Raw genomic sequence first — 13,303 nt, 5'->3', positions numbered from 1 at the left:
CCGCCGCCCTGCTGACGGCGGCGACGGGCGCCGGTCTGATGCTGCGGGGCTACCACTGGCCGCTCGACGTGCTCGGCAGCCTGTGGCTGAGCGGTCTGCTGCTCGTCCCGCTGTGGTGCGCCCGGCACCGGACCGGGCGGCCCGGTGCCGGTGGGTCCCCGGCCGGGGAAGGGCCCTCGGCCGGGGACCGGGGTCAGGATCAGCCGAAGTAGGCGTCGAAGTTCCGGGCGAACTCGCCGTTGTTGAAGCGGTCCCAGTTGATCGACCAGGTCATCAGGCCGCGCAGCCCCGGCCAGGTGCCGTGGGTCTGGTAGGTCCCGCAGTCGGTCTTCTTCGTCAGGCAGTTCAGCGTCTTGGTGACCTCGGCGGGGGTGGTGTACCCATTGCCGGCCTGGGTGGAGGCGGGGAGGCCGACGGCGATCTGGTCGGGCCGGAGCGCCGGGAAGAACTTCGTCTGGTCGCCGGCGACCGGGAAGCCGGTGAGCAGCATGTCGGTCATGGCGATGTGGAAGTCGGCACCGCCCATCGAGTGGTACTGGTTGTCCAGACCCATGATGGAACCCGAGTTGTAGTCCTGGACGTGCAGCAGGGTGAGGTCGTCGCGCAGGGCGTGGATCACCGGCAGGTAGGCGCCGGCGCGCGGGTCCTGGCCGCCCCAGGGGCCCGATCCGTAGTACTGGTAGCCGAGCTGGACGAAGAAGGTCTCCGGCGCCATGGTGAGCACGAAGCCGGAACCGTACTTGGCCTTGAGGGTCTTCACCGCCGCGATCAGGTTGACGATGGCGGGCGTGGTGGGCGAGCGGAAGTCGGTGTCACCGGTGTTCAGCGAGAGGGAGTGCCCCTCGAAGTCGATGTCCAGGCCGTTCAGCCCGTAGGTGTCGATGATCTTGGACACCGAGGTGACGAAGGCGTCCCGGGCGGCGGTGGTGGAGAGCTGGACCTGGCCGTTCTGGCCGCCGATCGAGATCAGCACCTTCTTGCCGGCCGCCTGCTTGGCGGCGATGGCCGCCTTGAACTCGGCCTCCGACTCGACGTTCGGGCACTCGGTGACCGGGCAGAGCGAGAAGCGGATGTCACCGGAGGTGACGGAGGTCGGCTCGCCGAAGGCGAGGTTGATGACGTCCCAGGAGGCGGGTACGTCGGCCATCCGGGTGTAGCCGGAGCCGTTGGCGAAGCTGGAGTGGAGATAGCCGACGAGCGCATGGTCGGGCAGTCCGGCGTTGTTCCCGCCGCCGGTGGAGCCGGTGGCGGCGGTCGTCGCTGCGACGGCGGCGGACTTCGCGGACTCACCGGCCGAGTTGGTGGCGGTGACCTGGAAGCTGTACGCCGTGGAGGCGGTGAGGCCGGTCACGGTGGTGGAGGTCCCGGTGACCGAGGCGACCTTCGTACCGCCGCGGTAGACCTGGTAGCCGGTGGCGCCGGAGGAGGCCGTCCAGGAGAGCGGTACGGAGGTGGCGGTGGGGGTCCCGGCCGTCAGCCCGGTGGGGGCTGCGGGCACGGTGACCGGGGCGCCGCCGGGGCCGACCAGGCTGAGGTCGTCCACGTAGTAGGCGGAGGTGCCGTACCAGCCGTGGGTCCAGATGTTGACGGACGTGGTGGCGGAGCCGGTGGTGAAGGTGGTGGTGAGCTGCTTCCAGGCGCCGGAGGACTGCGTCCAGGTGGAGACGTCGGTGGTGCCGGTGCCGGTCGCGCCGAGGTAGACGTAGTCGCCCTGGACCCAGGCGCTCAGCGTGTACGTGGAGCCGGGCTTCACCGTGACGGTCTGGGCGCAGTTGGCGTAGTCGCTGCCGGCCGGGGTCGCCTTCAGCGCGGACGCGCCGCCGTGGACGGGCGTGCTGACGACGGCTCCGCTCCCGGCCGAGCAGGTCCAGTCGGCCAGGCCCGACTCGAATCCGCCGTTGCGCGCCAGGTCGGTGTCGGCGGCGCTCGCCGCCGGGGCGACGGCGGCGAGGGTGCCGGCCGCCAGCAGGGTCACGGAAAGGGCGGCCAGAACTCTGGTGAATCGGGCAGGACATCGCGTGCGTTCCACAACTGCCTCCGTACGAGGGGGAATGGGGCGGCGCGCACAACATGGTCCAGACCAATCGAGTTGTCAAGACCACTGGCACCCACGCCTCCTCCCGCCCCGGCGCGGAGCGGCTCCTTCCGGGGTGCGTCACCGGCTCATCGGCCCAGGTCACCGCCGTCCGCGTCCCGTTCACCGGCCGCCACGACCGCCGCCGCCTCGTGCATCGCGAACTCCAGCAGTACGGGGTCGGTGAGCGTCCCCGATCCGTCCGGCGGCACCAGCCAGCGCACACCGCCGGCCACCCGCCCCGGGCACGGAACCACGATCCACGTACCGGCCCCCAGCCCCCGCACCCCCGTGCCGAGCCACCGCGAGGCGGTGCCCGGCGGCACGAAGAAACCCATCCGGGCGTCGCCGAAGTCGGCCAGGACGGGACCGGGCCGGTCGATCAGACGGGTGAGCACGTCGAGCGTCGGATACCCGAGCCGCGCGGTCAGGACCAGTACGTCCCAGCGCCTGCCGGTGGGCAGGAGCGCGATCCCCCGCGGATCGCGCTCCCACTCCCGCCGGCAGGCGCCCGGATCGGGTGCCGCCGATGCCAGCCACCGGACCGCCGCTCCTACCCTCGTGCCAGTCACGCCTGGCCTCCCTCTCCCGTGTGTGGACGGTGCGTTCACACACGGAGAGAGAGCGGAGGGGCACATTCGTTACGCGAGTCGGGACCACCAATTCCCTGTGAAGTGGATCACAGGGGAATCGGCGCCTGGGCGGAGGGCGAGCGGGCCGGCGGCGCGGACGGCGCCGTCAGGGGTTCCTGCGGGACCGGGGCCAGAGCACGAGGCCCAGGAGGAACGCCAGGGAGACGATGCCGACCACGCCCACGACCGCCCACTTCGCGGCGTTGTCGCTCTCGAAGAAACCGGCCTGCAGCACCTGGACGACTCCCGAGACGCCCGCGGCGGCGATCACCGCGAGGAACACCTCCAGTTTGGCGCGCTGCCTGCTCTCGCGCCGCTCCTCCTCCCGGGCTTCCTGCTCCTCGCGCTGGTGGGCCAGCTTCTCTATGGTCACGCCGAGTTGCTCCTGCGTCACCTCTTCGATCATGGCGTTGAGCTCCGCGACCCGCTCTTCGAAACCGCAGCGCTCCAGCAGCAGCCGGAGGCTGTCCGCCACGACCGGTGACGCCATCAGGGACGGTGACCGGATGAGCGCGACCGTGGATCTGACCCCGGTGGCGTAGTCGTTGAGCCGCAGCTTCTCCGCGTCCAGCATCCGCGCGAGCGTGCCCAGTGCCTGCGCGCCCACGCCGGGGTCGCTCTCCGCCGCGTCCACCTGCGCCTGGATGCCGTCGACCCGCGCGTAGTGGTCGGCGAGTTCGAGGGACCAGCCGGCGAAGAGCCCGTCCAGCGAGGCGGCGAACTCCGCCACGCTCGCGCGGGTGCCCTGGGTGAACGCGGCCACTCCGGGCGCCAGGATGACCGTCGTGTTGGAGGTGCGTACGGTCCGCTCCCCGATGAGGCCGGTCGCCGTCGAGGACAGCTCGTTCTCCGTCTCGTAGCGGATCCACTCGGCCAGTGCCCCGATCAGGAAGGTGACCGGATTGGTGAGCAGCTGCGCCCCCACCGCTTCGAGCAGGTCGCCCGCGGACCGCACCTCGCGGCGGACCAGGGAACTCGCGGGGCCCGGCGCGGTGGAGGCCGCGTCGACGGTGACGACGAGCTGGAACATGCCCTGGCGCGCGACGACGCCGGCCTCGAAGGTGGCCGCGTGCTCGGCGAGGCGCCTTCCGGCGTCCTCCGCGAGCTGCACCGCGAGATCGGCCAGCCGCGGCCACACCTTGCCCGGGGCGTCCTTGAACGCGACGCGCACGTTGCCGTGCTCGGGTGCGGCGCGCAGCATCATCGCGTAGAGCTCGGCCGGCATGACGTCCGTGATGTCCGTCGTGAACCGCACGTGGTGGTTGCCCAGCTTCGAGAACCGGATCTGCGCGCCCAGCCGGGCGAGTTCACTGCCGTCGGCGCCGAACGTGACCACGTCGGGAAGCGTCAGGAGCGAGCCCTCGTAGTGCCGTTTGAACGCGTCCGAACCGTCCCAGACGTCGTCGAGCTTGAGCGATCCGTCCACCGACAGGGGCGTCACCTCTCCCAGGGACCAGCCCTCGGCCCCCTCCGCGACGCTGTCCAGCACCGCCTGGGGCGGCACGCCGCGGGTGGCGAACGGGTAGAGGTAGACGATCTTCCCCTGGTCGATCCGCAGCCAGGGATCGTGCCGTACGCCGTTCAGCGCCATCAGGGAGAAGCGGTGCGCCCGCAGTTCGCTCACGTAGACGTCGTCGGTGATCTCGTCGCAGGCTTCGGCCCTCTCCAGGTCCGCGATGGCCTCGTCGAGCGACGCGCCGGTGGTGAGGAAGTCGCGCACCGCGCGCACCGCGGCACCGACCGCGGTGTTGTAGACCTCGCACTCCTCGGCGCGGCGGACGACGTAGGCGCTGAGGTCCGGGTGGGTGCCCGCCACCCTCCGGGCCAGCGCTGCGGCTTCCCGCGCCTTCGCCGCCGCGGTGCCGAGGGCCGCCTCGTGGGCGGTCAGTTGCCCGGTGGTCATGGCGTTCTCGGCGCTGATCTGCTCCGAGAGGCTCCCCATCAGCGCGAGGACGGCCCGCGTCAGCACCGCGTCCTCCCCCCGCACCACCGCCCCGTGGTCGCGCAGGCAGTCCCCCGCGCCCCGCAGGGTGTCCCACATCGGCTGGTAGTGGTAGGAGATCTCCCACTCGGCCTCGACCGACAGGAAGACGAACAGCAGCAGCAGCGGCACCCCGCCCGGTTCGGCGGCGGCCTTCGGCAGCTGGGCCAGGATCTCCGCCTTCGCGGACTCCGTCCGGTCGGCCAGCCGACGGCTCGACGGCAGCAGTTCGGGAAAGCGCGAGGAATCCCACTGCGGCAGCTCGTGGAGCGTTCCGGTCTCTACCTGAATCGACGTCAGCCAGTCACGCAGCGGCTGCAACTCGCCCTCGTCCAGGGCCCCCACCAAGTCACGATGCATCGGGCGATGCTATACGCCCGCACACAGAACCGACAGTGCTCGACAAATCACCGCAGGTGACCGGTGGTCGAGGTGGGCACAGCAGTCCGTCGCCCCCTGGGGACGCAGTCGCCGGGCCCCGTGCCGCCGTCCCTGTCAGTGGTGGGTGCCACACTCGCGTGTCATGGAACAGATGGACGATCTCCTCACCCGGACCAGGAGCGGCAAGCGGGTCAAGTACCTGCTGTTCTGGGGGCACCGGCCCCTTCCGGACGGCACGCTGGGCGCCTCCTGCCTGAGCCAGTGGTGGCCGTCGCCGTTCGTCGTCGACGGCGTGGGGTACCCCTCCGCCGAGCACTGGATGATGGCCGGGAAGGCGAGGCTCTTCGGGGACTCCGACGCGGAGCGGGCGGCCTTGGAGGCCCGCAGTCCGGCTGCGGCGAAGAAGGCGGGGCGCCTGGTCCGGGGCTTCGACGAGGAGGTGTGGGCGCGGGAGCGCTTCGGCCTCGTGGTGGCGGGCAGCGTCCACAAGTTCGGCCAGGACCCGGCACTGCGCGCTTACCTGCTCTCCACCGGGGACCGCGTCCTGGTGGAGGCGAGTCCGGTGGACCGCGTCTGGGGCATCGGGCTGGCGAAGGACGACGAGCGGGCCGAGGACCCCGGGCGGTGGCGCGGGCTGAACCTGCTGGGTTTCGCGCTGATGGAGGCGCGGGAGCGGCTCCGGGCCGAGGCACCGGAGCCGTCCCCCGCGTCCGCCTGAGCCTTGTCCCGGAAACCACGCGCCGCCCGGCCTCCGGGCTCGGCCCCGGTCGGACGGACGGCGTGGGACGGACGACGCGGTGCTTCCCGGACGTCAGGACCGTTCGACGACGAGCGACGTGGCGAACGGGTCGTCCGTGGACCCGCTGTCCTCGAAATCCTCCGCGTGCGTGGCGAACAACCAGATCAGGAACCCGATGATCACCGCGCCGATGAGAATCCCGATGGACCCGGTGATGATCCCGGCGAGCGCCTGACCGCCGTTGGTGGCCTCGCCCCGCTGTGCGCGCTTACGGCCCAGGATGCCGAAGATCAGGGCCAGCGCGCCCAGGATGAGGCTCAGGACCCCGTACATGCAGAACAGGCAGATGGACAGGATGCCCAGCACCATCGCCGCGATGCCCATCCCGTTGGACGGGGTGGGCGCCCAGACCGCCTGGCCGCCGTAGGCGTCGTACCCGGTGTAGTTGGGGTACGGCTGCGGCGGGGCCGCCGGGTAGCCGTACTGGCCCACCGGCTGCTGTCCCGGGCCGTTCGGCGAGACCGGCGGCGGGGGCATCGCGGAAGGCCCGGGGCCGGGGCCTCCCTGTACGGGCGGAGGTCCGAACCCTCCGGCGACCGGGGCCGCCCAGGCGTCCTGCCGCGGCTCCTCGACGCCCGGTACGGACGTGACGGTCGGCTGGTCGTGCACCGCGGGCGGACGGACGTCCCCGCCCTGTTTGCCCAGGTCGACCTTGTTCTCCGGCGCGGCCCAGGGATCGCGGGGTGCCTCCCCGCCGCTGAGCGGCTCGGTGTTCTCTGACATGTGACTCCCCCCTAGTGATGCCGTCATGCTACGGCCCGGGCCGCGCCCCTCCGCCGCGGCCTACGATGAACGGTGCCACCGGCGGCCCCTGCCGGACGACCGGGCGCCGCGGGCTCTCGGTACCGGCGTACCGAGAACCACCGGAGAGATTCCTGATGACCGACCTCCGCCCCTTCATCGCGGGACTGCCCAAGGCCGAACTGCACGTGCACCACGTCGGCTCGGCGTCCCCGCGCATCGTGGCCGAGCTGGCCGCCCACCACCCGGATTCCAAGGTGCCCGCCGACCCCGAGGCGCTGGCCGAGTACTTCACCTTCACGGACTTCGGCCACTTCATCGAGGTGTACCTCTCGGTGGTGGACCTGATCCGCACCCCGGAGGACGTCCGGCTGCTCACGTACGAGGTCGCCCGCGACATGGCCCGGCAGAACATCCGGTACGCCGAGCTGACCGTGACCCCGTACAGCTCGACCCGGCGCGGCATCCCGGAGCAGGGGTTCATGGAGGCGATAGAGGACGCCCGCAAGGCGGCCGAGTCGGAGTTCGGCACCGTACTGCGCTGGTGCTTCGACATCCCGGGCGAGGCGGGGCTCGAAGCGGCCGAGGAGACCGCCCGGCTCGCGGTGGATCTGCGGCCCGAGGGGCTGGTCTCGTTCGGGCTCGGCGGACCCGAGATCGGCGTGGACCGCCCGCAGTTCAAGCCGTTCTTCGACCGCGCCATCGCCGCCGGCCTCCACTCGGTACCGCACGCCGGAGAGACCACGGGCCCGCAGACGGTGTGGGACGCCCTGACGTCGCTGCGCGCCGAGCGCATCGGGCACGGGACGAGTTCCGTGCAGGACCCGGCGCTGCTCCGGCACCTGGCGGAGCGGCGGATCCCGCTGGAGGTCTGCCCGACGTCCAACATCGCGACGCGCGCCGTGGCGGACCTGGACTCCCACCCGGTCAAGGAGATGGTGGCGGCCGGTGTGCTGGTCACCATCAACAGCGACGACCCGCCGATGTTCGGCACCGACCTGAACAACGAGTACGCCGTTGCGGCCCGTCTGCTGGAGCTGGACGAGCGCGGGGTCGCGGAGCTGGCGAAGAACGCCGTGGAGGCGTCCTTCCTGGACCCCGCGGGGAAGCGGAAGCTGGCGGCCGAGATCGACACGTACACGACACAGTGGCTGACGGCCGACGGCCGCTGAACCGGCCGCGACAATGGCCCCATGGCACACACCGTCACCGCCGTGGGGCATCGCGGAGATCCCTACCGCGCCCGTGAGAACACGCTGTCCTCGATCCGGTCCGCCCTCGAACGGGGGGCGGACGCGGTCGAGATCGACGTCCGGGTGACCCGGGACGGGGTCCCCGTGCTCCTTCACGACGCCACGCTGGAGCGGCTCTGGGGGCACGACGTCCGCCTGGACACGCTGGACCACGCCGAGTTGGCGGAGCGCACCGGCGGCGGGGTGCCCACCCTGCGCGAGGCGCTGGCCGCCGTCGGCCCGCACCGGGTGATGGTGGATCTGCCCGGCTCCACCGACGCCTCGGTGCGGACGATCGTGGGTACGGTGCGCGCGTGCGGGGCGGGGGACCGCGCCTACTACTGCGCGGGCGCCGACGCGATGCTCCGGGTACGCGCCAACGACCCCTCGGCCGAGATCGCCCTGACCTGGACGACCCTCGCCCCGCCCCGCCCGGTGCTCCTCGCGGCGGTCGGCCCGCGCTGGCTCAACTACCGGTTCGGGCTGGTGACCCGGGACCTGACGGACCGGGCGCACCAAGACGGCCTGCTCGTCTCCGCCTGGACCGCCGACACCGGGCGCACCATGCGCCGTCTGGTCTCCCGGGGCGTCGACTCGATCACCACCAACCGGATCGACGTGCTGCGCGGGCTGCTCGCCGACTCTGCTGCGGGCAAGCGCGGTTGACCTCCGGCCGGGCGGCCCGGGCGGGCTCGCACTGCGGGACCGGTGGCGTCTCTCTCCCCTGTGCGAGGGAGGAGAGGTCCCCGCCTCCCTCGTGCGGGGGAGAGAGGTTCCCCCTGCCAAACCCCCGCTCGGGGGATCCGCGGGCTACCCCGGATCAACAGGATGGAGTCACCGCAGGAGAAAAGACATCCCCCGACGGAGGCTCCCGATGAAGACCCGAACCCGAACTCGCACTCGAACCGGCACCCTGTTCGCCCCGGCCCCGGCCCTCGGCGTCCTGGCCGGGCCGGTCATCGCACCGGGGCACGCGACGACCGGCCCGGCCGTCACCGCGATCCGCCGCGAGGACAACACCGTCGACGACACCGTCGGTCCCTCACACCACAGGAGCCGTCGCCCTCCGCAGCGGTGGTTCGGCGCCACTCGGCCCGGCCGCCTCCAACCGCTTGATCAGCCGCCGCACCACGAGCAGCGGGACCACTCCGAAGACGCCGAAGGACATGTCGATGACCGTCCACCAGAACGGAATGCCTCTCAGTGGCCCGCAGATCAGGGCGAGCGGCAGGATTCCGGCGCAGGCGATCATGCCGAACTCCACGACCCAGATGTTGCGTACCGGATCGCGGTAGGGCCCGTAGAACGCCACGGCGATGACGAGGTGGGCGAAGGCGAGCCAGTCGGTCCCGTACAGCACGAAAGGGTAGCGCGCGTCGGCCTCGTCGAGCCCGGTGCGCACCCGGGTGATCCACTTCATGAGGGCGGGCAGGTGCTCGGGGACGGGCGACGCGGAAGAGGCCAACAGCTCTTCGGTCCAGCGGAGTTCGTGCACGAGCGGGAAGGCGGTGAGCCCGCTCAGTGCCAGACAGACGATGAAGAAGACCAACCACACGCGTATGCGCCGCAACAGGGCCCGCTCGCTCATGCCCCGCACTGTACGCCCTTTATGAACGCGTTCAAAAGCACTTCGGCCGAACCGTCGAGCACCCCTCGAACGCAGCGCGGCCCCCAAAGAACCGGGGGCCGTGCCGGAGCCGCGCGGTGCGGCCCGAGAGGTGGTGCGGGCGGAGGCGGACGGTCGTGCGGTCAGCCTTCGAGGGAGGTCATGACGTGCTTGATCCGGGTGTAGTCCTCGAAGCCGTACGCGGAGAGGTCCTTGCCGTAGCCGGACTTCTTGTACCCGCCGTGCGGCATCTCGGCGACCAGCGGAATGTGGGTGTTGATCCACACGCAGCCGAAGTCGAGGTTCTTCGACATCCGCATCGCGCGGGCGTGGTCCTTGGTCCACACCGAGGAGGCGAGCGCGTACTCGACACCGTTGGCGAACTCCAGGGCCTGGGCCTCGTCGGTGAAGGACTGCACGGTGATGACGGGGCCGAAGACCTCGTTCTGGACGATCTCGTCGTCCTGGCGCAGCCCGGAGACGACGGTCGGCGCCCAGAAGTAGCCCTTGTCGCCGACACGGTGGCCGCCCGCCTCGACGGTGGCGTGGGCCGGGAGGCGGTCGATGAACCCGCTGACCTGGGCGAGCTGGTCGGCGTTGTTGAGGGGGCCGTAGAGCACATCCTCGTCGTCCGGCAGACCGGTCTTCGTCTCCTTGGCCGCCACGGCCAGGGCCGCGACGAAGGCGTCGTGCACCGACTCGTGGACGAGCACCCGGGTCGCCGCCGTGCAGTCCTGGCCCGCGTTGAAGAAGCCCGCCTCGGCGATGCCGGACACCGCCTTGTCGATGTCCACGTCCTCGAAGACCACGACGGGGGCCTTGCCGCCGAGCTCCAGGTGCACGCGCTTGACGTCCTTGGCCGCCGAGGCGGCGACCTGTGTGCCGGCCCGTACGGAACCGGTGATCGAGGCCATCGCGGGGGTCGGGTGCTCCACCATCACGCGGCCGGTCTCGCGGTCGCCGCAGATCACGTTGAAGACACCGGCGGGAAGGATCTCGCCGATGATCCCGGCGATCAGGACGGTCGACGCGGGAGTGGTGTCGGACGGCTTGAGGACGACGGTGTTCCCCGCCGCGAGAGCCGGGGCGAACTTCCAGACCGCCATCATCATCGGGTAGTTCCACGGCGCGACCTGCGCACAGACACCGACCGGCTCCCGCCGGACGATCGAGGTCAGGCCCTCCATGTACTCCCCGGCCGAGCGGCCCTCCAGCATCCGGGCGGCACCGGCGAAGAAGCGGATCTGATCCACCATCGGGGGGATCTCCTCGCTGCGGGTGAGCGCCAGCGGCTTGCCGGTGTTCTCCGACTCCGCCGCGATCAGCTCCTCCGCGTGCTCCTCGAACGCGTCGGCGATCCTGAGCAGGGCCTTCTGCCGCTCGGCCGGCGTGGTGTCGCGCCACCCGGGGAACGCCGCGGCGGCTGCCGCCATGGCGGCGTCGACGTCGGCCGGCCCGGAGAGCGGGGACGTCGCGTAGACCTCCTCCGTGGCAGGGTTGACCACGTCGATGGTCCGCCCGTCGGCTGCGTCCCGGAACTCCCCGTCGATGTAGTTGCGCAGACGGCGCACGTCGGTGGTCACGGCCACCACTCCTTCTCGTCGGTCTTTCGTCGGTCTCTGGTCGGTCTCTGGTCGCTCTGGGCGCTCGGCCTTCATGGCCAGCGTACGTACAGAAGCGGGTCGGTCAGGGCGTCCTGCGGATCGCCGCCCCCCGACCTGTTCACACCGGCTCGCTCCTCGTGGCCACCTCGGCCCGAATGCACCCGATCGAGTGAGAACGAACTCGTCCGGGCCGCGTGCTGTTCGCACACCCCGTTCCCACTCCCTACCGTGCCCAGTGACCGATCGGCCGCGTCTTCGTTCCCCCGTACGGGGGAACGGGAAACTGACCTGAACCGAGGTGTACGCCATGGTGGCCCCGCCGGACAACGACGTGATCTGGGCACGCTCCCTGCATCACTCCCACAATGGATCGCCGGGCCTCAGCGGTGTCTCGCTCGGTGTCCGCGACGGCGAGATCCTCGCCGTGACGGGGCCGCGCGGCAGCGGGAAGTCCACGCTGCTGCACTGCCTCTCGGGCCAACTGGTGCCGCAGCAGGGCGAGGTGTGGTTCAACAGCGTGCCGGTCCACACCATGGGCCCCCGGCTGCGCGAGCAACTGCGCCGCGACCGGTTCGGCTGGATCGCCTCCGACCCGCAGCTCGTCCCCGAGCTCAGCGCGTGGGAGAACGCGGCGCTTCCGCTGCTGCTGCGGGGCGTCTCGCACCGCACCGCCAAGAAGGCCGCCATGGAGTGGCTGGAGCGCATGGACATCGGGCCGCTCGCCAGGAAGCGGCCCCACGCACTGCTCCAGATCCAGCGTCAGCGGATCTCCGTGGCACGCGCCCTCACCGCCGCCCCTTCCGTGATCTTCGCGGACGAACCGACCGCGACCCTGCACGGAGCCGACCGCAACCAGTTGCTGCGCACCCTCACGGCGGCGGCACGTTCGCACGGCATCACGGTGGTGATGGCCACCCACGACGCGGAGATCGCCGCACTCGCCGACCGTACGGTCCCGATGCTGGACGGCCGCCGGGTCGCCACCGTCAAACTGCCCGCCGTGGCCGACACGGAAGGCCGCTCGGCGTGCTCGCTCTCCGTCTAGCCCGCGGCTCCCACCCCCTCGTCCTGGTCAGGCGGCTGCTGGTCGCCTCTGCCTCCGCCGGGGTGGGCTTCCTCCTGCTGAGCACGCTGGGGCACGCCTCCGGGCACCCGTCCCAGGCCGCGGGCTCGGTGCTGCGGCTGCTGTGGTGCTCGGTACCGCTGGCGGCCACCGTGCAGTTCGCCGTCGCGGTGGCCCGTACGGACCCGAGCACCCGGCCGCGCGCCGGGCTCTCCGCCCTCGGTCTCGGGCCGGTCCGGCTGTCGGTGCTCGCCGCCGTCTCCACCGCGGTCGCCACCACGCTCGGCTCGATGGTGGCCCTGCTCTTCTTCCTGCACCTGCGGGGCGATCTGACCGGAATGCCCTTCGACGGCGGCGCGGCGGAGTTCCTGGGCGCCGGTGCCCCGCTGCCGCTCGCCGCCGCGCTGGTGCTGCTGGCGCTCGTCCCCGTCTCGGCGTCCGTGGCGAGCGCGCTGGCCCTGCGGTCCCGGCCCACGGCCCCGGCGCCGGACGAGCCGTTCGCGGCGGAGGAACCCGCCTCCCCCGCCGCGGCTCCGGCGGGCCTGCCCTGGGGGGTGGCGCTGGCCGCCGCCGGACTGGCCGTGGAGGCGTACGCGAGCCGGGGTTCGGGGGGCAGCCCCTTCCCGCTGCCCGGCCGGCTCGACTCCACCCCCGCCGGTGTGCTGGCCGGCTGGGTCCTCACCGCGACCGGCCTGGCGCTCGCCGGGCCCGGTCTCACCCACCTCTGCGGCCGGCTGCTCCAGTCGGCACGCCCGGGGGCCGTGCGGCTGCTGGCGGGCCGGGTCCTGATGGACGAGGCCCGCCGCATCGGCCGGCCGCTCGGCATCGTCTGCGCCGTGGTCTCGGGCGCCATCGCGGCGATGGCGCTGTACGAACCGGGGGCCCGACCCTACGGTCCGCTCACCGCACTCGGAGCCGTCCTGGTCCTGGGCTGCACGACGGCTTCCCTGCTGACCTCGGCGATCGAGGCGCGGCAGGACAGGGCGCGGACCGCGCAGACCCTGCACCGGATGGGCGCCCATTCGTCCGTGCTGCGGTCCGCGACCGCGCTGCGGGCGGTGACCCTGCTGCTGGTGTTCGCCCCGCTGACCTGGGTGCTCGCGCAGCTGGCGGCCCTGCCCCTGTCGGGCTGAGAAGGCCGAGCCGACCGAGAGGCACGAAGCGCGCCGTGGCCCCGCGTACGCGGGGCC

General features: G+C 71.9%; 11 protein-coding genes and 1 pseudogene. 6 read left to right on the top strand and 6 right to left on the bottom strand.

Going from position 1 to position 13,303, the window contains the following annotated elements:
* A pseudogene (locus ACFWEE_RS32105) lies at positions 1–212 on the top strand (hypothetical protein); the annotation flags it as partial.
* Here the strand turns inward: ACFWEE_RS32105 and ACFWEE_RS32100 are convergent.
* The 3 genes from ACFWEE_RS32100 to ACFWEE_RS32090 all read right to left on the bottom strand — a co-directional run bounded on the left by ACFWEE_RS32100 (position 200) and on the right by ACFWEE_RS32090 (position 5,047).
* Positions 200–2,029: a chitinase gene (locus ACFWEE_RS32100; protein WP_386894687.1), complete on the bottom strand. Its 1,830-nt coding sequence runs from the start codon at positions 2,027–2,029 to the stop codon at positions 200–202. The pseudogene ACFWEE_RS32105 and the gene ACFWEE_RS32100 sit on opposite strands and share 13 nt — an antisense overlap.
* 134 nt (positions 2,030–2,163) lie before the next feature.
* Positions 2,164–2,646: a hypothetical protein gene (locus ACFWEE_RS32095; RefSeq protein ID WP_386894685.1), complete on the bottom strand. Its 483-nt coding sequence runs from the start codon at positions 2,644–2,646 to the stop codon at positions 2,164–2,166.
* 166 nt (positions 2,647–2,812) lie between these two features.
* The gene (locus ACFWEE_RS32090; protein WP_386894683.1) at positions 2,813–5,047 is read right to left on the bottom strand and encodes a hypothetical protein; all 2,235 of its coding nucleotides are present in this window, start codon (positions 5,045–5,047) and stop codon (positions 2,813–2,815) included.
* Between the two features lie 163 nt (positions 5,048–5,210).
* On the opposite strand from ACFWEE_RS32090, the gene ACFWEE_RS32085 reads away from it, so the two are divergent.
* Positions 5,211–5,786 carry an NADAR family protein gene (locus ACFWEE_RS32085; RefSeq protein WP_386894681.1) on the top strand — a complete coding sequence of 192 codons (576 nt, stop codon included), beginning with the start codon at positions 5,211–5,213 and terminating at the stop codon, positions 5,784–5,786.
* 93 nt (positions 5,787–5,879) lie between these two features.
* Here the strand turns inward: ACFWEE_RS32085 and ACFWEE_RS32080 are convergent, their stop codons facing one another.
* Positions 5,880–6,590, bottom strand: a complete 711-nt coding sequence (locus ACFWEE_RS32080; RefSeq protein WP_386894679.1) for a DUF4190 domain-containing protein — start codon at positions 6,588–6,590, stop codon at positions 5,880–5,882.
* A gap of 65 nt (positions 6,591–6,655) precedes the next feature.
* Here ACFWEE_RS32080 and ACFWEE_RS32075 point away from each other — a divergent pair, with 65 nt between their 5' ends.
* Together ACFWEE_RS32075 and ACFWEE_RS32070 are read left to right on the top strand one after the other, a co-directional pair.
* A complete protein-coding gene (locus ACFWEE_RS32075; RefSeq protein WP_386894677.1) occupies positions 6,656–7,780 on the top strand; it encodes an adenosine deaminase in 1,125 nt (374 codons plus the stop codon).
* Positions 7,781–7,801: 21 nt separating this feature from the next.
* On the top strand, positions 7,802–8,506 hold the full coding sequence (locus ACFWEE_RS32070; RefSeq protein ID WP_386894675.1) for a glycerophosphodiester phosphodiesterase: 705 nt from the start codon (positions 7,802–7,804) through the stop codon (positions 8,504–8,506).
* Positions 8,507–8,882: 376 nt separating this feature from the next.
* Here the strand turns inward: ACFWEE_RS32070 and ACFWEE_RS32065 are convergent, their stop codons facing one another.
* A complete protein-coding gene (locus tag ACFWEE_RS32065) occupies positions 8,883–9,428 on the bottom strand; it encodes a hypothetical protein (protein ID WP_386894673.1) in 546 nt (181 codons plus the stop codon).
* Between the two features lie 161 nt (positions 9,429–9,589).
* The gene (locus ACFWEE_RS32060) at positions 9,590–11,029 is read right to left on the bottom strand and encodes a gamma-aminobutyraldehyde dehydrogenase (protein ID WP_386894671.1); all 1,440 of its coding nucleotides are present in this window, start codon (positions 11,027–11,029) and stop codon (positions 9,590–9,592) included.
* 328 nt (positions 11,030–11,357) lie between these two features.
* Here ACFWEE_RS32060 and ACFWEE_RS32055 point away from each other — a divergent pair, with 328 nt between their 5' ends.
* Both ACFWEE_RS32055 and ACFWEE_RS32050 read left to right on the top strand, forming a co-directional pair.
* Entirely contained in the window at positions 11,358–12,095 is a 738-nt protein-coding gene (locus tag ACFWEE_RS32055) for an ABC transporter ATP-binding protein (RefSeq protein WP_386894669.1), read from the top strand.
* Positions 12,077–13,246, top strand: coding sequence for a hypothetical protein (locus tag ACFWEE_RS32050; RefSeq protein ID WP_386894667.1), 1,170 nt, complete (start codon positions 12,077–12,079; stop codon positions 13,244–13,246). The genes ACFWEE_RS32055 and ACFWEE_RS32050 overlap by 19 nt, the downstream gene beginning before the upstream one ends.
* Positions 13,247–13,303: the final 57 nt, after the last annotated feature.

The sequence above is a fragment of the Streptomyces sp. NPDC060184 genome (assembly GCF_042728795.1).
Classification (GTDB): Bacteria; Actinomycetota; Actinomycetes; order Streptomycetales; family Streptomycetaceae; genus Streptomyces.
The sequence above is the reverse complement of the archived record's forward strand: the minus strand, read 5'-3'. Positions and strand labels throughout refer to the sequence as shown.